Here is a 21,197-nt window from a genome sequence, read left to right on the forward strand (position 1 = left end):
GCTCCTTCTTCGCCTTGGGAAGGCTGTTGTTGTTTTTCGGTTGCAGCGTGCGCCGGCCCTGCGCAGGCCGGCGCACGAGACTCAGCGGCAGGCCTGGAGGGCGGTTTCCAGGGCCGCGGCGATCATTCCCGCCTCCTCGGAGGACAGCGTCAGCGGCGGCGAAAGGATGATCTTGTTCCCCACCGGGCGGACCAGCACCCCTTCCGCCCGGGCGGCATCGGCGATGCGCGACGCGTGGCCTGCGGCAGGATCGAGCGGTTGCCGGGTGCGCTTGTCCACTACCAGGTCGAGGGCGATCATCAGGCCCTTGCCACGGACCTCACCGACCACGTCGAAACGCTCGCTCAGCGGCTGCAGCTTGCCGATCAGCTCGGCCCCCACCTTCGCCGCGTTCCCCGGCAGGTCCTCGGCTTCGACTATGTCCAGCACAGCCAGGGCGGCGGCACAGGCGGTCGGATGCCCGCTGTAGGTGTAGCCATGCATGATCACGTTGGCGAAGCCCGGGGCGTTCTCGATCGCCTCGGCGATACGCTCGTTGAACACCGTGGCGCCCAGCGGAATGTAGCCGGCGGAAATGCCCTTGGCCAGGCACAGGATGTCCGGCGCCACGCCCCAGCCGCGGCTGCCCAACATGCTGCCGGTGCGCCCGAAGCCGGTGACCACCTCGTCGGCGATCAGCAGGATGCCGTAGCGGTCGCAGACTTCCCGCAGGCGTTTCCAGTAGTTGTCCGGCGGCACTATCACCCCGCCCGCGCCCTGCACCGGCTCGGCGATGAGCGCGGCGATGGTGTCCGGGCCGAGGAAGGCGACCTGCTCCTCGAGCTGGCGGATGCAGTGCTCCGTCAGTTGCTCGGGGTCGCGGCAGTCCCAGGGGTTGCGATACAGCCAGGGGGTGTCGAGCAGGTGGCAGCCCGCCAGCAGCGGCCCATGGTTGTAGTGGTAGACGCCATTGCCGCCCACCGAAGTCCCGCCGACATGCACGCCATGGTAGCCGTTGCGCAGCGAGAGGAAACGGGTACGGCCGGGCTGGCCGGAAGCGATCCAGTACTGCCGGGCCATCTTCAGCGCCGTCTCCACCGCATCGGAGCCACCGGAGTTGAACAGCACCCGGGCCATGCGCTCCTGGGCGAACATGCTGGTGAGGCGCTCGGCCAGGTCGAACACCCGCGGATGGGCGATGCCATCGAAGGTCTGGTAGTAGGCCAGCTCGTCGAGTTGCGCGGCGATGGCGGCCTTCACCTGCGGGCGGTTGTGCCCGACGTTGACGTTCCACAGGCCGCCCACGCCATCCAGCAAGCGGTTGCCATCGATATCGGTGATGTAGTTGCCGTCGCCGCGGGCGATGACAAGCGTCTTGGCCCGGTTCGCCGGAGCGGACGAGCTCATCGGGTGCCAGAACTTCTTCTGTGCGGTCTTGTATTTTTCGTACATGGCTTCGCTTCTCACGGGGTTTTGCGTACGTACAGGAGCTGCTGGGCGGTGTACTCCAGCAGGCCCTCCAGGCCGAACTCGACGCCGAAGCCGGACAGCTTGCAGCCGCCGAACGGCGTATTCGGTTGAATCTGCGCGTGGCAGTTGACCCAGGCCACGCCGCTTTCCAGGCGCGCGGCGAGCGCCTGCGCCTGCGCCGCCTCCCCCCAGACCGAGCCGCCGAGCCCCACGTCGCTGGCATTGGCGCGGCGCAGGACATCCTCGACATCGGTGTAGGCGATCAGCGGCAGCACCGGGCCGAACTGCTCCTCGTCGACCAGGCGCTGGCCGTCGGTGACGTCGGCGACTATGGTCGGGGCGAAGAAGAAGCCGGGGCGCTCCAGGCGCTCGCCGCCACAGAGCACGCGCGCGCCCTGGGCCCGGGCATCCTCGACCAGCCCGGCGACCAGCTCGAGCTGCTCGAGGTTCTGTACCGGCCCGAAGGTCACGCCGGGTTCGAGCCCGTCGCCGACCACCTGGCGCCCGGCGATCGCCACCAGCGCCTCGGCGAACGCCTGGTACTGGGACTCGTGCACGTAGAGCCGCTTCAGCGCCGCACAGGTCTGGCCCATGTTGAGGAACGCGGCCTGGAAGATGTCCGCGGCGATCGGCTCGACCGGCGTGCCCGGCAGCACGATGGCGGCATCGTTGCCCCCCAGTTCCAGGGTCAGGCGCTTGAGATTGCCGGCGGCTTCGCGCATGACGCTCTGGCCGGTGGCGGTAGAGCCGGTGAAGACGATCTTGTCGATGCCCGGATGGCGTGCGATCGCACTGCCGAAGCCGCGCTCGCCGGTGACGATGTTGATGACGCCCCTGGGCACGTGGCGAGCGATGATCCCGACCAGGCGCAAGGTGCTCAAGGGGGTCAGGCTGGAAGGCTTGCTGACGACGCTGTTGCCCGCCCGCAACGCCGGCATGATGTGCCACACGGCGATCATGAACGGCCAGTTCCAGGGGGTGATCGAGGCCACCACGCCCAGGGGCTTGCGGTGCAACTCGACGCGCTGCGCCGGCGTCTCCTCCACCAGCTCCACGGGAATCTCCTGGTCGGCGCTGTAGCGCGTCCAGGCGACGCCGCCCATGACCTCGGAGATGGCCAGCTCCAGTGGCTTGCCCTGCTCCAGGACGATGAGCCTGGCCAGCTCCCCGGCCTCCCGTTCGATGTCGTCGGCAATGCGTCGCAGGCATTCGCGCCGCTCTTCATGGGTGCTCTGCCGCCACTGCCCGAAGGCGCGGCGGGCGGCTTGCACCGCCTGGTCCAGCTGGCCGAGGGAACCGGCCGGGCACTGGGCGAATGGCGCGCCCGTGGCAGGGTTGGTCACGTCGAAGTGACCGTTCTCGCCCGTTACCCAGGCACCGTCGATGAGCATGCGATAGTCGTACATATGAACCTTCCCTTCGCCCACCGGTGGATCGCTCCGCCCGGTGGCTAATGGTCTTTCGTGGTGGGAGATAGCGACGCGGGTCGCGCCTAGAGCTTGTGGCTGCCCAGCGCCTGGAAGCGCTCGGGGGAAATCCTGCGCAGGCGCGCCGCCAGCAGCACGCCGGCGACCAGCGCCACCGGGATGACGGCGCACAACGCATAGGACAGGGCCTTGCTGGAACCGGTGAGCACATCGAAATGGATCACCGCGATGGCCAGCACGAACAGCAGCGCCAGGCAGGAGAATGCCGGCAGGATGCGGCCACGCCACAGCCCCAGCGGAATCTCCGGGTGACGCCAGAAGTAGGCGAACACCGCTGCCGAGGTCAGCGCCATGAGCAGGATCAGGCACAGCGTCGCCAGGCTGGAGAACCAGGCGAAGAGCTGCAGGATGGGGTCCGCGTCCATGGCGGCGAAGATCAGCACCACCACCGCGGCGATCAGGCTCTGCAGGGCCGAGCCCATGTGCGGACTCTGGTGGATGCGGTGGGTGGTGCCGAGCATGCGGTGCAGCAGGCCATCGCGGCCGATGGCGTAGAAATAGCGCGCGGCCGAGTTGTGGAACGCCAGCAGCCCGGCGTAGATGCTGACCATGAACAGCACGCGGATCACCTTGGTCAGCTCGGGGCCGACGAAGTGGTCGGACATGCCGTAGATGAAGGTGGTTGGGTCCCCCAGCGCCTGCAGGGTCGCCACGATCTTGTCGGCGCCCACGCCGACCACCATCGACCAGATCGACAGCGTGTAGAAACAACCGATCAGCAATACCGAGGCATAGGTGGCCACCGGAATGCTGCGCTGCGGGTCCCGCGCCTCTTCGCCATAGATGGTAGTGGCCTCGAAGCCGATGAAGGCCGCGAAACAGAACAGCAGGCCGATGGAAGGCGTGCCGCTGAAGACATGCTCGGACTTGAAGGAATCCAGGTTCACACCGGCATCGCCGCCCGACTTCAGAATGGCGAAGTCCAGGGTGAGGATGGCCAGGTATTCCGCGACCACGATGATCGACAGCACCCGCGCGGAGAGATCGATCTGGCGATAGCCGAGGACCGCGATGCTGGTCATCGCCAGCAGCGAGTAGCACCACCAGGGCAGTTCCACGCCGAAGACGCTGGCCATGGTGCCGGCCACCACCCCGCCGAACATGCCGTACAGGCCGACCTGCAGGATGTTGTAGGCGAACATTGCCAGGACGCCTGCTGCGCCGCCGGCAAGGCCACCCAGCCCGCGCGATGAGAATGCATAGAAGCCCCCGGCATTGGTCACGTGCCGCGCCATGGAGGTGTAGCCCACCGAGAACGCCAGCAGCACCAGCAGCGTCAGCACCAGCAACGCCGGCGTTCCGGCGCCGTTGCCAAGCATGATGCCGATGGGGAAGCCGCCGGCGATGACACTCAGCGGGCTGGCGGCGGAAACCACGAAGAAGATGATGAAACCGACGCCTAGGGCGCCGCGCCTCAGCTCTGTCGAGCTGCTGATCTGGGACATGGGTACGCTCATTTTCTTGACCTTGTTATATGAGGCAGTCGTTAGGAAAACACGGAGAGACTGCAGCGCTCTCACCAACCAACGAACTTCTTGTTCTAGGCCTGCCGACGACCGACGGGTCGCTCAGGGCTCACTGGCAAGACTGATGCTAGGCCGACCCTGCACGGGGTGTTATCCCAAATCGGCAGCATCGAATGCCACGCCCCAATGTGGATCACGCCGATAGCTCCTCAGTCCCGGCCTGCCGATTCGGGATAACCCGGTAACAGCCTGCGCCCCTACCATCTCCCCGCGCCGATCTCCCGGACGGGAGCCTCTGTCGCGCACCAACAAGAACAACGAATCGACCAATGCGATAAGCGATGATCCAGGCGGACATGGCGGCCCCTCCTCCGCTCCCCGTGTCATCGCCCCGCCCAGGAGACCAAGCCATGCCGGTATTGCGCCTCAGCGCCCAGTGGCGGATCAGCGTGCTCAGCGGATGCTGTTTGCTTGCCGTGGTTGCCAGCCTGCTCGGCGCCACGCTGTACCAGGCCCAGCGCAATGCCAGCCTGCTCGAACGGGAAAGCACCCGCCTGCTCGCAGAAGCCGCACACGCGCATCTGCAGGCGAGCGCCACGCTCCAGGGCCTGCGCGTGGAGCGTTTTCTCGATGAGACCAGGCTCTACGCCGAAGGCTTCGCCAAGCAGCTGCTGCAACTACGGGAACAGGCGCTCGTCGGCCAGCTCCCCAGCGAGGCCCTGCGCCGCCAGATCGTCTCCAGGACCCATGAGGCGCTGCGGGAAAAGCCGCAGCTGCTGGGCATGTACGTGGTGCTGAAAGCCAATGCCCTGGACGACCAGGACTCGCGCTTCGTCGATCGACCCGCGGCGGCAGGCAACGAAACCGGCCGCTTCGCCCTCTACTGGTCGCAGAGCAAACCCGGCCAGCTCGTGCAGGCGGTGCTGAACGAAACCAACATCACCGCCAACCATGCCCCTCCCGGCAGCGAGGCGGAAAACGCCTGGTTCACCTGCCCATTGCAGAGCGGGCAGGCCTGCGTGGTCGAGCCCTATGCGGTCGAAGTGGAAGGCCGCAAGACGCTGATGAGCAGCATCGCCCTGCCGCTGGTCCAAGACGGCAAGACGCTCGGGGTGGTAGGCATCGACATCAGCCTGTCGACGCTGCAGAAGATGAGCGAAACCCTCAGCGCAAGCCTTTACCAGGGCCAGGGCGAGGTCAGCATCCTTTCCGCGGGCGGCCTTCTGGTCGGGCACAGCAGCGACCCGGATGGGCTGGGCAAGGCCCTCGCCGCGGATGCCGACAGCACCGAAGCGATCGATATACGACAGCCGCTGCAAGTCCCCGCGGCCCGCCCCTGGACCCTGCAGATACGCGTGCCCCAAGCCGTGCTGCAGGCCCCCGCGCTGCAGCTGCAGGCGCAGCTGAATCGGCAGAACCTGCAGGCGACGTGGATGAGCCTGGGGCTGGGCGTCCTCGCCAGCGGCGCGGGCCTGTTGCTGATCTGGTTCGCGGCCCGTGGCGTCACCCGCCCCCTGCTGCAGGTGGCCGACATGCTGGATGCCATCGTCGACGGCGACGGCGACCTCACCCAACGCCTGCCGAACAGCCGCAGCGATGAAATCGGAAGGCTCGCCAGCGGCTTCAACCGCTTCCTCGACAAACTGCAGCCCATCATCGGCGAGATCCAGAAAGCCGCCTTGCACACCCGTGATACGGCCGACCGCTCCGCGCTGATAGCCGCACAAGTCGACGACGGCATGCAACGGCAGCATCAGGAAGTGGAGCAAGCGGCCACGGCGCTCCACCAGATGAGCGTCAGTTCCCAGGACGTGGCGCACAGTTCGTCCCGCACGGCCCAGGCCGCGACGGCGGCCGAGGAAGCCAGCAGAAAAGGGCTGGTGGTGTTCGGCAAGTCGGCCGACAGCATCGCGGCGCTGGACCGGGGGCTGGAAAGGACCCTGGCCGACGTGCGGGCGCTCGCCAACAGCAGCAGCCAGATCGGGCAGGTCCTCGACGTGATCTGCAGCATCGCCGAGCAGACCAACCTGCTGGCGCTCAACGCCGCCATCGAAGCCGCGCGCGCCGGCGAGCAGGGCCGCGGCTTCGCGGTAGTCGCCGACGAAGTGCGGCAGCTGGCCAGCCACACGCAGAATTCCGTGGGCGAAATCCGCGAGGTCGTGGAAACCCTGCAGCAGCTCAGCGAGCAGGTCACCGGCAGCATGCGGCTCAGCCGGGAGCAGGCGAACCAGAGCGTCGCGCTGGTCGACGAAAGCCACGCGGCCCTGCGCACCATTGGCGACGCCGTCGAGGTGATCGACTCGATGACCCAGCAGATCGCCAGCGCAGCGGTGCAGCAGAGCTCGGCAAGCGAGGAGATCAGCCGTCGCGTGAGTGGCATCAGGGATATCAGCGAAACGCTCATCGCCCAGGTGGAAGAGTCGTCACGCATCGGCCGCTCGCTGCATGACATGGCGAACCAGCAACAGCGCCTGGTGGAGCACTTCAAGACCTAGCCCCCGCTTCGCCGTCTGGACGTGCGCTGCCTGGCCCTGGGCGGGGCGCGGAAGACCTGTCCGAGGGTCGCTGTGGCGACTTGAAGTGGCGCATGCCGGTTCATCCTGGCAATCACACACAACGACTTGTCTGCCAGCGGCAATTCTTCCACGGCAAAAACCGCTTGAATCCGGATCCGGGAACTGGCTGCGGACCAGCCAGGCACCGAGCGACGGAACCTGTCCCCACATCAACGGATGTCATCGCCATGAAGCACCTGGTTTGCCTGCTTGCCCTGCTCGTCTGCACCGCCGCACATGCCGAACAGGTTCTGCGCGTCTACAACTGGAAAGACTATTTCGACCCTGCCGTGCTGGAGGACTTCCACGAGCAGACCGGTATCCGCGTGGACTACCACGCCTTCACCACTACCGACGAGTTGCTGCAGACCATGGCCGGCGGCGACGCCTATGACGTCGTCGTGCCGTCGCACTTCATGCTCAAGCAATTGCTGGCGCAACACCGGCTGGCGGAAATCGATAGCCAACGGCTGGCGCATTACCAGGAGCTCGACCCCTGGGTGGTCTCCACGCTGGCCGGAATCCCCGGGGCCAACCAGCATACGGTCCCCTACCTGTGGGGCTCCATCGGCCTGCTGGTCAATACGCAGGCCGCGCAGGCCACCTACGGCGCGCCGCTGCCCAACAGCTGGAGCCTGCTGTTCGATGAGCAACAGGCGAGCCGGCTGGCCCGTTGTGGCATCGGCCTGCTGGATGCCGCCGAGGAAACCGCCTCGCTCCTGCTCAACTACCGCGGCCGGAGCCTGTCGAGCAGCAGTGGCCGTCAAATAGAACGCAACCTGCAGAGCCTGCAGCCGATCGCCAGGCAGTTGCACTCACTGAACAACTGGAGCTACATCGACGATATCGCCGCCGGCAAGCTCTGCCTGACCATGAGCTGGAGCGGGCACGCCATCCGCGCCATGGAAAAGAACCCCCAGCTGGCCTACCTGATTCCAGACGAAGGCGCCGCGATCTACATCGACACCCTGGCCATACCGGCCAATGCCCCGAACCCGGAGCTGGCCTACCGCTTCATCGACTTCCTGATCGCGCCGCAGAACGCCATCCGCAACGCCCGGGCGACGCGCTTCTACGCCCCTCTTCCCAGCACCTCCCCAGCCATGCAGGCACTGCTGAAGAACGCTCCCGGCCAGGTTCTGAACACCGAACAACGACGCCGCAGCTACCTGCTGGAAACCCTGGCAGCGGATCAACGGCAATCGCTGGATGCGGCCTGGCAACAGATCAAGGCCAGGCGGAACTGACATAAACGCTGCGTGTATTCACACCGCCGTAATGGCCTGGGCACTGCGATAGCGGCCGGGGCTCATGCCGGTCCACTGGCGGAAGGCGCGGTGGAACGCACTGGGCTCCTGGAACCCACAGCGGATCGCTATCTCCGTGATGCTCAGGCTGACATCGTTGAGGTAGTCGAACGCCAGCGCCTTGCGTACCTCATGCTTGAGCACCTGATAGGAAAACCCTTCGCGCTCCAGCTGCCGGCGGAATGCCGATTCGCTCAATGCGAAGCGCATGGCCATCTGTGCCTGCGAAGGCCAGTGCAGCTCGGTGCTGTCCTTGAGATGACGGTAGACCTTTGCGGACAGTCCGGAACGGTTGCGAAAGCGCACCACCACGCCCTCCGGGGCCTGGCGCAGGAACTGCTTGAGCCCGGCGAAGTTGCGCACCACCGGCAGGGCAAGCTGGGCGGCGGCGAACTCCACTTCGGTGCGCGCACAATCGAACTGGATCCAGGGGCCCCAGAGCAAGGGATCGGCGCCATGGGGCGGCCGCGGGTGGCCGAACCGGGTCCGCTCCAGGGTGATGCGCCGCCCCACCAGCCAGCAGGCCACGCCGATGACCATGCTCAGGTAGATTTCCTCGGCGACGCCACGCAGGGTTGCATCTTCGATGCGCACCTGCAGCACGATGGCGGCGCGGTTGCCGCGCAGCTCCAGGTGGGCCCGGATATCCCGCAGGAACAGGTTGAACCCCGCCAGGCATTGGCGCAGCGCCCGCCCCAGGTCGGGTTCGAGCAGCACGCTGCGGCAGATGATGGCGAAGGCCCCGCGTGGCATGCCGCCCGAATCGAAGGCGAAGAATTCATCCCCCAGCTCCTCGGTGAGCGATAGCCACAATCTCGTGACCGCATCGGCCGATATCCGCTGCTGCGGGTTATCCAGCGAGCCCGGATCGATACCGGCCGCGGCCAGCAATTCGCGCACTCGCTGCGGGCGGTCGGCCAATCGGTGCAACGCAGCCTTCACGAAGTACGCCGCCACCGAGTCGCTCTTGCGCAGCCCGCCGGCCCCGGCCTCATCTTTGCTCATCATCGGCTATATCCAAATTCGTCAATGTGCGTTGCGCAATTCCGGCATAGGAGCCCGGCCGCCCTCCCCCCTAGACTTGCGGCCAGCAAGCCAGGAGCCCTTCCCATGCACGTACCCGAGGTCTTCGCCGTCAGCGTGGCTCGCGGCCCCTTGCGGCGCGCGGCGGGTACCGCACAGGGTGTTCAGCCGCGCATTCCTAGCATATCCAGGGCTGCCCGCATAAGCCGCAGGGCGGCTTCTCGCACAGCACGGATGGCTGTCCGCCGGCTCTGGCGCAACGCTGCGCGAGCCTCGAACGCTTGCCGATCGTCCCTCACGAACTCCATTTCCGAGAACCGGCCATGAACCACTACCGAGCCCCCCTGCGCGATATCCAGTTCCTGCTCAACGACGTCTTCGACGCCAACGCCCAATGGGCCGCACTCCCCGGGCTGGGCAACAGCCTGGACACCGACACCGCCAGCGCCATCCTGGAGGAGGCCGGCAAGCTGGCCAGCGAAACCCTCGCGCCGCTCAACCGCAGCGGCGACGAGGAAGGCGCCCAGTGGCGCGACGGGGTGGTGAGCACGCCGGCAGGCTTCAAGGCCGCCTACGCCACCTATGCCGAGGGCGGCTGGGTCGGCCTCTCCGGCAACCCGGACTTCGGCGGCATGGGCATGCCGAAGATGCTCGCCGTGCACGTCGAGGAAATGCTCTACGCGGCCAACACCAGCTTCGCCCTGTATTCGGTGCTCAGCAGCGGCGCCTGCCTGGCCATCGACAGCCATGCCAGCACGCAGTTGAAGCGTCTGTACCTGCCACCGATGTACGAAGGCCGCTGGGCCGGCTCCATGTGCCTGACCGAAGCCCACGCCGGCACCGACCTCGGGCTGCTCCGTACCCGCGCCGAGCCCAATGCCGACGGCAGCTACGCCATCAGCGGCAGCAAGATATTCATCACCGGCGGCGAGCAGGACCTGACCGAGAACATCATCCACCTGGTGCTGGCCAAGCTGCCCGACGCGCCGGCAGGGCCAAAGGGCATCTCGCTGTTCCTGGTGCCCAAGGTGCTGGTCGGCGAAGACGGCTCGCTCGGCGCGCGCAATGCCGTCAGTTGCGGCTCCATCGAGCACAAGATGGGCATCAAGGCCTCGGCTACCTGCGTGATGAACTTCGATGGCGCCACCGGCTGGATGGTCGGCGAGCCGAACAAGGGACTGGCGGCGATGTTCACCATGATGAACTACGAGCGCCTGTCCATCGGCATCCAGGGCATCGGCTGCGCCGAGGCGTCCTACCAGGCCGCCGTGGCCTACGCCCGCGACCGCCTGCAGAGCCGCGCCCCCACTGGCCCGGTGGCCAGGGACAAGGCCGCCGACCCGATCATCCACCACCCCGACGTGCGCCGCATGTTGCTGACCATCAAGGCGCACACCGAAGGCGCGCGCGCCCTGGCCACCTACCTCGGCGCCCAGCTGGACACCGCCAAGCATGGCGCCGACGCCGGGGTGCGCGCCTCGGCGCAGGCCCGGGTCGCGTTGCTGACGCCGGTCGCCAAGGCCTTCTTCACCGATACCGGGCTGGAAAGCTGCGTGCTCGGCCAGCAAGTCTTCGGTGGCCACGGCTACATCCGTGAGTGGGGCCAGGAGCAACTGGTGCGCGACGTGCGCATCGCGCAGATCTACGAGGGCACCAATGGCATCCAGGCCCTGGACCTGCTCGGGCGCAAGGTGCTCGCCGATGACGGCCAGGCGCTCGGCTCCTTCCTCGCCGAAATCCACGACTACGCCGCCGGGGTAGCCGTGGTCCACCGCGACAGGCTGTTGGACGCCGTGCGGCTCCTGGAGGAGACCAGCGACTGGCTGCGCGACCGGGCCGCCGGGGACCCGCGCCAGGTGGGCGCCGCCTCGGTGGAATACCTCCACCTGTTCGGCTATGTCACCTATGCCTACCTGTGGTCGAGGATGGCCAGCGCGGCGCAGGCCAGGCTGGCCGACGAGCCGGACTTCCATTCGGCGAAACTGGCCACCGCCCGCTTCTTCTTCGAGCGCCTGCTGCCGCGCATCGAGGGCCTGAGCGTGTGCCTGAGCGGCGGCGCCGAGAGCCTCTACGAACTGGCCGCGGAGCAGTTCTAGCCAAGGCCTCCCCCCATCGGCCACCCGCCCATGGGGGGATGTGCCTGGCGCGCTTTTGCGTACCTTGGCCTGGCACCGCGGTGCATTCGCTGCCAATCCAAGGAATTTCCCATGACAAGAAAAACAGTAACGGTATTCTCGGCCACCGGCGTGGCGGGCACTGCCTGTGTCGAAGAACTGCTCGCCCAGGACCTGTTCAACGTCCGCGTCCTGCTGCGCCAGGGCGACACCCCGGAAAAGTCCTCGCTGGGCCTTTCGCAGCCCAGCGCCGAGAAGCAAAGGAAATGGTCGGACTGGCAGGCCCGCGGCGTCGAGCTGCGCGCGGCGGACACCGGCAGCGTGGAGTCGCTGATCCCCGCCCTGCTCGGCACCGACTACCTGGTGTCCTGCGTCCCGCTGTCCGCCACCGAGTCCCAGTACCCGCTGATCCATGCCGCGCGCGAGGCTGGCGTGGAGCGCTTCGTGCCGTCCGAATTCGGCTTCATCTACGAGTGGGAGTCGCGCCAGACCAAGCTCACCGTGCACAGCCGGATCGCCCGGCAGAAGGTGTTCATCCAGCGCATGATCGAGCTGGCGGGCCTGGACTACACCATCATCCCGGCCGGCCTGTGGCCCGAGTACTACATGCTGGAACCGGTGGGCATCATGGGCGACGGCACGCAGAAGTTCTCCTGGTCCAGCGGCAGGGACCTCGGGCGGATCATTCCCCACGTGCTGGCCCACCCGGCCTCGCGCAACGCAATCTGCCCGGTGGCGGCCACCGCCTACTGCAGCTGGAACGAACTGCTGGAGGGGCGCGAGCGCGTGCTGGGGCGCAAGGTCCAGCGTCGCTACATGGACAGCGCACAGTGGCAGGCCGCCTACGACGAGGCGCCCGACGGCCCGCTGAAGACCATCCTCGGCATCGGCGTCGCGGCCACCGGGCAGCCCGAGGGCATGCCGCTGTGGGCCAACTGGAACGGCCTGTACCTGCCGCAGTTCAAGGGCACGCCCCTGGATGAACTGTTCACCGGCTACATCGAACCGTTCACCGCGGCCCTGAAAGAGACGGTCGGCTGAGCCGCCGGGCACTCACCCTCAAGGCCCCTTCCCCCTCTCGTCAGGAACATCCCCATGCTCACCCATGCTCGCTGGCTCATGGGTACCGCCGCCCTGTTCAACTGGTCGGTGGTATTCGGCTTCCTCTTTCTCAACGGCCTGCTGACCCGGCTGCTCGATCTCGCCCCGTCCACGGGCACCAACCTGGCCATGCGCGACCTCGCCCTGGTGCTCATCGCCACCTTCGGCGCCGCCTATCTCTACGCGGCATTCGACCCGCTGCGGGGCCGCCCCTACATCGCGCTCGGCATCCTGGGCAAGGCGCTGGTGGCGCTGGCCATGTTCGCCCACTGGGCGCTGGGGAACATCGGCTGGCAACTGCCGGCCCTGGTGATGGGCGACGTGATCTACAGCCTGCTGTTCATCCACTTCCTGCGCCGTCACTGAACCTCGCCCAAGGGCGGGCCCTAGGCCCGTCCCAACGCTTGCGTTAAAGTGCCAGGCGCGCCCACCGCGCCTGGCACAACAAAAATAAGCAGGCCCAAGCCGTGTTGATTACCAAACTTCTGCCACCGCGCTACCACCACGCCCCGCTGTTGCGCCAACGCCTGCTGGAGCGCCTGAACAATGTCGCCTACCAGCCGCTGATCCCGCTGCGCGCCCCCGGCGGCTTCGGCAAGACCACGCTGCTGACGCAATGGCGCAAGACCCTGATCGAGCAGGGCCACAAGGTCGGCTGGATCAACCTGGACGAAACCGACAACGAGGAAAACCAGTTCCTCGGCTACTGGGTCGCCGCCCTCAAGCAGGCCGACTGCCCGGTGCCGCAGCAACTGGTGGACACCTACGAGCGCGGCCGCCCGGAAACCCTGGACAACTTCCTCACCGTGCTGGTCAACGTGCTGGCCGAGTTCGAGGCCGAGCTGTACCTGATCCTCGACGACTACCACTGCATCGACAATCCTCGCCTGCACGAACTGCTCGGGCGGATGGTGAAATACGCCCCGGCCAACTTCCACCTGGTCATCAGCTCGCGCACCGAGCTGCCGGCCTGCCTGGAGGACGTGCGGCAGAAAAGCCGCGGCAACGAGCTCAACGTGCGCAGCCTGCGCTTCTCCGAGAGCGAGACCCAGGCCTTTCTCAGCGAACGGATGAAGGAGCCGGTCAGCGCCGATTCCTGCCGCGCCCTGTTCGAAGCCACCGAGGGCTGGATCGCCGGCATCCAGATGCTGGTGCTGTCCAACGAGCGCAAGGACCCGGACTTCGCCGACTGGGCCAAGGGGCTCTACCCCCTGGCCGAGACCATCTTGGAAAACACCCTGAGCGACCTGCCACGCGAGACCCAGGACCTGCTGCTGCAGCTCTCCGTGCTGGATCGCTTCAACGTCGAATTGTGCGAGGAAGTGCTCGGCGTGCGTAACGCGCAGCACATCCTCGAAGGGCTGGCGGCCGACGGCCTGCTGCTGGTGCCGCTGGACCACGACGAGAAGTGGTACCGCTTCCATGCGCTGTTCGGCGAACACCTGCGCCAGCGCCTGGCCCGGCGCGTGGTGAGCAGCCTCGGCGACCTGTACCAGCGCGCCAGGCACTGGCTGGACAGTGACGGCCCGCAGCAGCGCTCCAACCTCTCCGCCTTCCTGCGCGAGTGCCGCAGCGAACTCAACGCCATCGACCTGCCCTCCTTCCACTACCGCGCCAGCCTGTGGTTCGAGCGGCACGGGCACCTGGTCGAGGCGGTGCACCACGCCCTCGCCTCGGAGGGCGAAGAACGCGCCTACGACCTGATCGACCGTTGCGTGATGACCGTCCTCGCCACCGGCGACTTCAACACCATCCTGGCCTGGACCGACAAGGTGCCGGCGGCGGAGCTGGCCCGCCGCTGGCACCTGCGCGTCGCCCGCTTCTGGGCCCTGGTGCTGGGCGGCCTGCACCTGCAGAACGCGCGCCAGGAACTGCGCGAGCTGCAACAGGCGGTCGGCATCGAGGGCGGCATCAGCGCTTTCGAGTACCAGGTCTGCCTGCGCACCTTCGACGCCCTCAGCGGCAACAGCCTGTCCGCCCTGGAACTGCTCAACCACTGGCCGCCCAGCGGCGACGTCTACCACAACGGGGTGGCCTGCAACGCCCTGATCTACGCCCTGGCCAGTGCCTCGCGCTACGACGACCTGCCCAATATCCTGGCCCACCACCCGGAGCCGCCGCCCAGCGCCACCCGCGGGCTCACCTATGCCTACCGGCAGTCCTTCATCGGCTGGATCCAGTTCCTCAAGGGCAACCTCGCCCGCGCCACCGCCAGCCTGAACGAAGCGCTGTTCCGCCTGGACGAACGCTTCGGCCGGCGCTCGGCGCCCTCCTGCGTGGTATCCGGCTACCTTGCCGAGACGCTGTACGAGAGCAACAACCTCGACGCCCTGAAGAGCCTGCTCAGCGGCCGCATCGAGGTGATGAACGAGCGGGTGTTCTTCGAAAGCTACCTGCGTGCGTTGCTGGCGGGGGCGCGCCTGCTCTATCTGCAAGGCAACGGCGACGACGCCTACGAACTGCTGGAGCGCCTCCACCTGTTCGGCCGCAGCACCGGTCTGCAGCGGCCGATCGCCGCGGCCCTGGCCGAGCGCATCCGCCTGCTGCTGCTCGACGGCGACCTCCAGACCGGCAAGCGCCTGCAGGCCGAGCTGGACGCCCTGGCGGGCCGATACGGCGCAGCCCTGACGCCCGCGGCGATGGGCAGCACCTTCGATATCCCGGTCCTCGCCATCCTCTCGCGGGCGCGCATCGCCCTGGCCGAGGGCCAGGCCCCGGCGGCGCTGGACGAACTGGAGCGGCTGCAGGGCCTGACACCCGACGTGCGCCTGGACTACCACGTCAAGGTACAGCTGTTGCGCTGCCTGGCGCTGTACCAGCTGGAAGACCCCGCCTGGGCCGACGCGCTGCTGGCGCTGCTGGAAGTCAGCGCCCGCTGCCAGATGCTGCGCAGCCTGTGCGACGAGCTGCCGGAATCGAAGCGGATGCTGGAGGAAATGAGCGGAAGGCTGCCCTCCTCCGCCCTGGAGGAACACCTGGCGCAGGTCCTCGGCGGCTTCCGGCAGGCCAGGCCGGAGCAGCCGGCCCGCCAGCAGTCCGAGTACAACCTCAGCGGCCGCGAGCAGGACATCCTCGACCTGCTGGTGCAGGGCATGCCGAACAAGCGCATCGCCCTGGCGCTGAACATCTCGGCGGAAACGGTGAAGTGGTACCTGAAGAAGCTGTTCGCCAAGCTCAACGTCAGCGACCGCGTGCACGCCATCGACAAGGCGCGCCGCGAGAAGCTGATCAGCGACAAGAGCCTGGGCTGAGCGCCCCGCAGGCAAAGAGGAAAAGCCCCGGGCGCAGCGCGCCCGGGGAGCATCGCCCGGCCCGCTATTGCGCGAGGTACCCCCCGTCCACGACCAGGTCCGCGCCGGTCATGTAGCTGGAGTCGTCGCTGGCCAGGAACAGCATGGCCTTGGCGATTTCCTCGGCGCGGGCCATGCGCCCCATGGGGATGCGCTGCCGCAGGTACGCCAGCATGTCCTGCGCCTGCTCGTCCGGCGCCGCCGCCAGCGCGCCTTGCACCATGGGCGTCTCGACATATCCCGGGCAGAGCGCGTTGATGCGGATGGCGTAGCCCCGGCGCGCGCAATGCGCCGCCACCGAGCGGGTGAACAGGCGCACGCCGCCCTTGCTGGCGTTGTAGGCCGGCACCAGCGGTTCGCCGATCAGGCCTTCGATGGACGCCACGTTGATGATCGAGCCCCCACGGGCCCGCATCCGCCCGATGGCCAGCTGCGTGCCAAGGAACACACTGTCCAGGTTGCAGGCGAGGGTGTGCCGCCACTGCTCCAGAGTCATCCGCTCGACGTCGCAGAAAGCCCCCACGCCGGCGTTGTTGACCAGTACGTCGAGGCCGCCGAACAGTCGCTCGCAGAAGTCGAACGTCTTGCGCCATTGCGCCTCGTCGGTGACATCCTGCTGCAGGAAGCCGACCGACAGCCCTTGCCCGCCCAGGGCGTTGGCCGCCGCGAGGCCGGCCGCCTGGTCGAGATCGGTCAGCAGCACGCGGGCGCCTTCCCGGGCGAACAGTTCGGCCGTCGCCAGCCCGATGCCCCTGGCCGCGCCGGTGACCAGGCAGACCTTGTCTTGCAAACGTCCCATCGCATTCACTCCCTGGTCATCGCGCGCCCGGCCCGCCATCGCGGGCGGGTTCGGCGCCGTTGATCCACCCGGCGACGCCGGATGCCGGGTACGGCACGGCAGCGGTCGCCAGGGCCGCCTCGTCGTGCAGGCCGAAGGTCTTCAGCAGTTCGTTCATTCCGCATCCCCTGTAAAAAAAGCGGCGCAGGCCAAAGGCCCCGCGCCGCAAAGCGTCGATTCGACTGGCGGATCAGTTGCGCACTATCACCTTGAGCAGGCCGTCACGCTCCAGCGCGGCCAGCAGATAGCGCGCCCCGAACGCCGCCGCCGGGCTGACGAAGCCGGCGGCGCTGACTTCGCCGGCGAGGATGCGCTCGATCCCGGCCACCGCCACCGAGCCGGCCTGCTCGTAGCCGCAGTTGCCCTGCAGGATCACCGTGGACTGGCTGGCCGGGCCGCTGCCGTGGCAGGAGATCACCGCGCGGCAGTGCTCCGGGTTCTCGCGCGGCGGCTCGACCGGCGTCCACTCGTGGCCCCAGCCGTTGGTGACCTGCTCCTGCTCTTCCGGCGACTTGAACCTGTGCACTTCGTTGAACTCGCGGGCCAGCTTCAGCACGCTGCTCATCACCGCGGGGTTGCCGAAGTTCACCAGCATGCTGCAGTTGCGCACGCGCGGGTCGTCGAGGTACCACACCGGCTCGCCGCCGCCGCTCCAGGGCAGGCAGTCGAGCATCTGGTGGAAGGTCGGCGCAACGGTCTGGTAGGCGGTGGCCGGCTCCCAGGCCACCAGTTCCTTTTGCGCCAGGTAGTACTGCGGCTGGCAGCACATGCGCAGGAACGACAGCGTGGAGCTGACCGAAGGGGTGGTGCCGCGGGTCACGTAGACCAGGTCCAGGGTGTCGACGCCGGGGGTTTCCAGGCAGACCTCGGCGGCCAGGTGGCCGGCGGCCCACATGAAGGCAAGCGCCGGGATCAGCAGGACGCCGCGATCGGCGTAGGCGGCGGCGTATTTCTCGCGCAGGAACAGCATCCAGTCCTGTTCGCCGGTGCTGTCCAGGTAATGGCAGCCGGCGGCCAGCGCCGCGCGCACCATCGGCTCGGCCAGTTGCATGAACGGGCCGACGGTGTTGTAGACCACGCTCTTGCCGGCGAGGAACGCGGTCAGCGGCGCTTCCTCGTTGGCCACTTCGACGACCTCGTAGCGGGCGTTCTTCAGTTCCGGCTGGGTAGCGAACTGTTCGTGGATCTTCCCCGCGCTGCGCCCGGCGGCGATGAAGGGAATGCCCCGCGCGGCCAGGTGGCGGGAAACCAGTTTGCCGGTGTAGCCACTGGCGCCATATACCACGACCTTGATGTCAGACATTTGTTGTTCTCCGGTTCATGCGGTTTGTTGTTGTGATCTGCAGGCGCTCAGCTCGCCTTCGAGGCGTTCGCGCAGTACCCGTTCGAGGGGTTTTTCCGAGGCGGTCTTGGGGATTTCATCGAGCACCTGCACGTGGCTGGGCAGCAGGTTGCGCGGCAGGTGGCGGGCGCAGTGCGCCAGCAGCTCGCGGCAGTCCAGGCGCTGGCCGGGCAGCGGCACCACGGCCGCGACCACCTCCTTCTCCCCGGGCGCGCAGGCCGGCGTGGGCAGGCCGTAGACGAACACGTCGGCGACCTGCTCGGCCTCGGCGATCACCTTCTCGATCTGCGCCGGGTCGATGAACTCGCCGTTGCGGCGGATACCGCTGCCGTCGCGGTAGTCGAAGTAGACCCAGCCCTGCTCGTCCCTGTGCCCGATGTCGCCGGAGTGGAACCAGCCCCCCTGGGTCTTGGCCGCGGACGCCTGCGGGTTGTTCAGGTAGGCCACCGGCGGATGGTCGTCGCCGCCGGCGGCGCGGAAGCAGATCTCGCCGCGCTGGCCCGCCGGCACTTCGTTGCCCTCCTCGTCGAGGATCGCGCAACGCAGGTGCGAAGGCGGCTTGCCGATGGAGCCGACGGGGCCGGCGCCTGGCGGGTTGAGGGCCAGGCCGCCTTCGGCGGTGCCGTAGAACTCGAAGATTTCGACGTTGAAACGCCGGGCGAAGTCCTGCCAGATGCTGGCCGGCATGCCGGCGCTGAACACGTAGCGCACCGGATTGTCGCCATCGTCCGGGCGCGGCGGCTCGGAGTACACGGCGGTGGTCATGCCGCCCAGCAGGTTGAACACGGTGCATTGGTAGCGACGCAGGATTTCCCACAGCCGCGACTTGGTGAACTGCCGGCTGATGACCACCCGCAGGCCCATGAACAGCGCATTGCCCAGGGTGATGCACTGGGCGTTGGCGTGGGTCAGGCTCAAGCCCGTGTAGGGCCGGTCGCCCGGCTGCAGGCCCACCTCGGCGCCGAGGCCGGCGATGGCGGCGAAGCGCGCGTAGGGCGCGACTATGGCCTTGGGGTTGCCGGTGGTGCCGGAGGTGAACAGCAGTTGCATGGGCTGCTGCAGGTCGGTGGCGCGCACGGCGATATCCGGCACGCGGTCGTCCAGGACATCGTCCAGGGCGCGGATGCGGATCCGCCGGTGGGTCGGCGGCTCGCCCGCGCCGGCGCCGGTGTCCAGCACCCAGAGCCATTCCAGCTTCGGCAGGCGCCCGGCCAGTTCGAGCACCGCCGCCAGGGCATGGTCGGCGACGATGGCGCCACGGCAGGCGGAGAAGCCCAGCAGGTATTGCAGCTTGTCGCCGCAGGCGCGGGCATCGATGGGCACGAACACCGTGTTGGCGATGGACGAGCCGACCATGGCCTCGACGAATTCCGGATGGTTGAACATGATCAGGGCGAAGGCGTCGCCCTGGGCCATGCCTTCGTCGTCCAGGCCGGAGGCGATGCGCTGGCCGTTCTCCCACAGCTGGCGATAGCTGCGGGTGCAGTCGCGCAGTTGCTGGTCGGCATCGACGTGGACGAAGGTCAGCACGTCCAGGTCCGGGCTCTGCTCGGCCTTGCGCCGGATGACGTTGGCCAGGATCAGTGAATCGTTGTGCATGGGGTGCCTCCTAGCGGGTCAGTACGGTCATGCTCATCACGGCGGCATCGGCGCCGATGAAGCCACCGCCGTTCTCCGCCAGGCCGACGCTGGCGCCCTGTACCTGGCGTGCGCCGCAGTTGCCGCGCAGTTGCTCGACCAGCTCGAACACCTGGCCCAGGCCGGTGGCGCCGATGGGGTGGCCCTTGCGGTTCAGCCCGCCGGACACGCTCACCGGGATGCGCCCGCCCAGTTCGGTGGCGCCGGACTCCAGCAGCACCACGCCCTCGCCCCGGCCACACAGGCCGAGGCTCTCGTAGTACATGAGCTCGGAGGCCGACGAGGCGTCGTGCAGCTCCACCAGGCTGAGGTCGCGGGGACCGACGCCGGCGGCCTGGTAGACCAGTTCGGATGCCCAGCGCGCCACTTCCGGGGTGTGCTCGTCGGCGTAGTCGTAGCCGCTGACGATCATCGACGCGGCGACGCGGATCGGCTGGCGCGCACCCAGGCGCTTCAGCGCACGCTCGGAGACGATCACCGCTGCCGCCGCGCCGTCGCCGATCGGCGAGCACATCGGCAGGGTCAGCGGGTCGGCGATCTTGCGCGCGGCGAGGATCTGCTCGACGCTCAGCACGTCCTGGAATTGCGCGCGCGGGTTGAGCGCGCCGTGGCGCGAGTTCTTCGCCGTGACCATCGCCAGGTGGCGGGGCTCGCCGCCGGCCATGGCCAGGTAGTCGCGCGCCCAGGTGGCGTAGATGTCCATGAACAGCGAGCGGTCCTTGCCGGCCTGGCTCAGGTCGACCTGGGCCCCGGAACGGCGCAGGCCAGCCTGCAGGAAGCCCAGCACCGCATCCTGCTCGTCCACGTCGACGCAGCCGTCGAACACCGAGAAGGTGCGCGCCTTGTCCTCGTGGTAGAGCTTCTCGTAGCCAGCGGCGATGACTACGTCGTGCAGGCCGTGGGTGACCATGGTGCAGGCCTGCTGGAAAGCGGTGGAAGCGGTGGCGCAGGCGTTCTCCACGTTGACCACCGGGATGCGCCCGACGCCCAGGCCGCGCAGCACCGCCTGCCCGGCTATGCACACCTGGCCGGTGATCACCGGGGCGGCGCCGGTGCCCATCCAGGCCGCTTCGAGCTGGCGCGCCTCGATGCCGGCGTCGTCCAGCGCCTGCCTGATCGCCTCGCGCGCCAGGCTGTTGAGGCTGCGCCCCAGGTGCTTGCCGAAGCGGGTCATGCCGACGCCGATGACGTAGGCGTTCTGCCGGGCGTTGCGGATCAGTTGCTGGTCCAGTTCGCTGGCGCTCATCACAGCCACTCCGGGTTGATCAGGTTGTAGCCGCCCTTGATCGCCAGGATCTGGTTGCAGCCGTCCTCGATCATCGAGGCGCGGGCGTCGCGGAAGATCTTCTCCACCGGATACTCGCGGGTCAGGCCATTGCCGCCGAACATCTGGATGGCGTCACTGGCCACCTCGAAGGCGTGCTCGGTGGCACTGACCTTGGCCAGCATCGCCGCCTGCAGCGCCGGCACCGGCGCCAGGGCGTTGAAGCGGGCCACGCGGCGGGTCAGTGCCTGGGCCGCCTCGACCTTGCGCAGCATGTGGAACAGCCGGCGCGCCACGTCCTGGTGACGGATGATCGGCAGGCC

16 protein-coding genes and 1 pseudogene are annotated in these 21,197 nt (G+C 67.8%); 7 read left to right on the forward strand and 10 right to left on the reverse strand.

The window, feature by feature from the left end:
- Positions 1–81 precede the first annotated feature (81 nt).
- From VV867_RS09275 to VV867_RS09285, 3 genes are all read right to left on the reverse strand, one after another.
- Positions 82–1,431, reverse strand: coding sequence for an aminotransferase class III-fold pyridoxal phosphate-dependent enzyme (locus VV867_RS09275; protein WP_328566198.1), 1,350 nt, complete (start codon positions 1,429–1,431; stop codon positions 82–84).
- Positions 1,432–1,442: 11 nt separating this feature from the next.
- Positions 1,443–2,855 (reverse strand): aldehyde dehydrogenase family protein, encoded by a 1,413-nt coding sequence (locus VV867_RS09280; protein WP_328566199.1) that lies wholly within the window; start codon positions 2,853–2,855, stop codon positions 1,443–1,445.
- Between the two features lie 86 nt (positions 2,856–2,941).
- Positions 2,942–4,381, reverse strand: a complete 1,440-nt coding sequence (locus VV867_RS09285) for an APC family permease (RefSeq protein WP_442965012.1) — start codon at positions 4,379–4,381, stop codon at positions 2,942–2,944.
- A 431-nt stretch (positions 4,382–4,812) separates the two neighbouring features.
- Between VV867_RS09285 and VV867_RS31150 the strand changes: the two are divergent.
- The 3 genes and pseudogenes from VV867_RS31150 to VV867_RS09295 all read left to right on the forward strand — a co-directional run.
- Positions 4,813–6,039 (forward strand): annotated as a pseudogene (locus tag VV867_RS31150) (HAMP domain-containing protein); the annotation flags it as partial.
- Positions 6,040–6,141: 102 nt separating this feature from the next.
- On the forward strand, positions 6,142–6,897 hold the full coding sequence (locus VV867_RS31155; protein WP_425343523.1) for a methyl-accepting chemotaxis protein: 756 nt from the start codon (positions 6,142–6,144) through the stop codon (positions 6,895–6,897).
- Between the two features lie 248 nt (positions 6,898–7,145).
- A complete protein-coding gene (locus tag VV867_RS09295; RefSeq protein ID WP_328566202.1) occupies positions 7,146–8,204 on the forward strand; it encodes an extracellular solute-binding protein in 1,059 nt (352 codons plus the stop codon).
- A gap of 18 nt (positions 8,205–8,222) precedes the next feature.
- On the opposite strand, the gene VV867_RS09300 is transcribed toward VV867_RS09295, so the two are convergent.
- Entirely contained in the window at positions 8,223–9,239 is a 1,017-nt protein-coding gene (locus VV867_RS09300) for an AraC family transcriptional regulator (RefSeq protein WP_074979697.1), read from the reverse strand.
- Positions 9,240–9,610: 371 nt separating this feature from the next.
- On the opposite strand from VV867_RS09300, the gene VV867_RS09305 reads away from it, so the two are divergent.
- From VV867_RS09305 to VV867_RS09320, 4 genes are all read left to right on the forward strand, one after another.
- Positions 9,611–11,383, forward strand: a complete 1,773-nt coding sequence (locus VV867_RS09305; RefSeq protein WP_328566203.1) for an acyl-CoA dehydrogenase C-terminal domain-containing protein — start codon at positions 9,611–9,613, stop codon at positions 11,381–11,383.
- Between the two features lie 111 nt (positions 11,384–11,494).
- On the forward strand, positions 11,495–12,442 hold the full coding sequence (locus tag VV867_RS09310) for an NmrA family NAD(P)-binding protein (protein WP_074979505.1): 948 nt from the start codon (positions 11,495–11,497) through the stop codon (positions 12,440–12,442).
- Between the two features lie 54 nt (positions 12,443–12,496).
- Entirely contained in the window at positions 12,497–12,868 is a 372-nt protein-coding gene (locus tag VV867_RS09315) for a hypothetical protein (RefSeq protein WP_249919793.1), read from the forward strand.
- Between the two features lie 101 nt (positions 12,869–12,969).
- Positions 12,970–15,753 carry a LuxR C-terminal-related transcriptional regulator gene (locus VV867_RS09320; protein WP_328566204.1) on the forward strand — a complete coding sequence of 928 codons (2,784 nt, stop codon included), beginning with the start codon at positions 12,970–12,972 and terminating at the stop codon, positions 15,751–15,753.
- A gap of 64 nt (positions 15,754–15,817) precedes the next feature.
- Here VV867_RS09320 and VV867_RS09325 read toward each other — a convergent pair whose 3' ends face one another.
- The 6 genes from VV867_RS09325 to VV867_RS09350 form a co-directional block, all read right to left on the reverse strand.
- Positions 15,818–16,591, reverse strand: coding sequence for a glucose 1-dehydrogenase (locus VV867_RS09325; protein WP_074979499.1), 774 nt, complete (start codon positions 16,589–16,591; stop codon positions 15,818–15,820).
- Between the two features lie 16 nt (positions 16,592–16,607).
- Positions 16,608–16,748 carry a hypothetical protein gene (locus VV867_RS09330; protein WP_159458819.1) on the reverse strand — a complete coding sequence of 47 codons (141 nt, stop codon included), beginning with the start codon at positions 16,746–16,748 and terminating at the stop codon, positions 16,608–16,610.
- A 72-nt stretch (positions 16,749–16,820) separates the two neighbouring features.
- Entirely contained in the window at positions 16,821–17,933 is a 1,113-nt protein-coding gene (locus VV867_RS09335) for a saccharopine dehydrogenase family protein (RefSeq protein WP_328566205.1), read from the reverse strand.
- Between the two features lie 15 nt (positions 17,934–17,948).
- Positions 17,949–19,571, reverse strand: coding sequence for an AMP-binding protein (locus VV867_RS09340; protein WP_328566206.1), 1,623 nt, complete (start codon positions 19,569–19,571; stop codon positions 17,949–17,951).
- Between the two features lie 10 nt (positions 19,572–19,581).
- A complete protein-coding gene (locus VV867_RS09345) occupies positions 19,582–20,856 on the reverse strand; it encodes a thiolase family protein (RefSeq protein ID WP_074979492.1) in 1,275 nt (424 codons plus the stop codon).
- Positions 20,856–21,197: acyl-CoA dehydrogenase family protein (locus VV867_RS09350; RefSeq protein ID WP_328566207.1), on the reverse strand; the 342-nt coding region annotated here is incomplete at its 5' end. The genes VV867_RS09345 and VV867_RS09350, both read right to left, overlap by 1 nt.

The sequence above is a fragment of the Pseudomonas sp. JH-2 genome (assembly GCF_036231725.1).
GTDB lineage: Bacteria > Pseudomonadota > Gammaproteobacteria > Pseudomonadales > Pseudomonadaceae > Pseudomonas > Pseudomonas delhiensis.

Coding starts and splice junctions, on each gene's coding strand:
- VV867_RS09285 (WP_442965012.1), bottom strand. CDS start 4,381: ATGTCCCAGATCAGCAGCTCGACAGAGCTGAGGCGCGGCGCCCTAGGC.
- VV867_RS09345 (WP_074979492.1), bottom strand. CDS start 20,856: ATGAGCGCCAGCGAACTGGACCAGCAACTGATCCGCAACGCCCGGCAG.
- VV867_RS09335 (WP_328566205.1), bottom strand. CDS start 17,933: ATGTCTGACATCAAGGTCGTGGTATATGGCGCCAGTGGCTACACCGGC.
- VV867_RS31155 (WP_425343523.1), top strand. CDS start 6,142: ATGCAACGGCAGCATCAGGAAGTGGAGCAAGCGGCCACGGCGCTCCAC.
- VV867_RS09340 (WP_328566206.1), bottom strand. CDS start 19,571: ATGCACAACGATTCACTGATCCTGGCCAACGTCATCCGGCGCAAGGCC.
- VV867_RS09305 (WP_328566203.1), top strand. CDS start 9,611: ATGAACCACTACCGAGCCCCCCTGCGCGATATCCAGTTCCTGCTCAAC.
- VV867_RS09325 (WP_074979499.1), bottom strand. CDS start 16,591: ATGGGACGTTTGCAAGACAAGGTCTGCCTGGTCACCGGCGCGGCCAGG.
- VV867_RS09280 (WP_328566199.1), bottom strand. CDS start 2,855: ATGTACGACTATCGCATGCTCATCGACGGTGCCTGGGTAACGGGCGAG.
- VV867_RS09275 (WP_328566198.1), bottom strand. CDS start 1,431: ATGTACGAAAAATACAAGACCGCACAGAAGAAGTTCTGGCACCCGATG.
- VV867_RS09310 (WP_074979505.1), top strand. CDS start 11,495: ATGACAAGAAAAACAGTAACGGTATTCTCGGCCACCGGCGTGGCGGGC.
- VV867_RS09315 (WP_249919793.1), top strand. CDS start 12,497: ATGCTCACCCATGCTCGCTGGCTCATGGGTACCGCCGCCCTGTTCAAC.
- VV867_RS09330 (WP_159458819.1), bottom strand. CDS start 16,748: ATGAACGAACTGCTGAAGACCTTCGGCCTGCACGACGAGGCGGCCCTG.
- VV867_RS09295 (WP_328566202.1), top strand. CDS start 7,146: ATGAAGCACCTGGTTTGCCTGCTTGCCCTGCTCGTCTGCACCGCCGCA.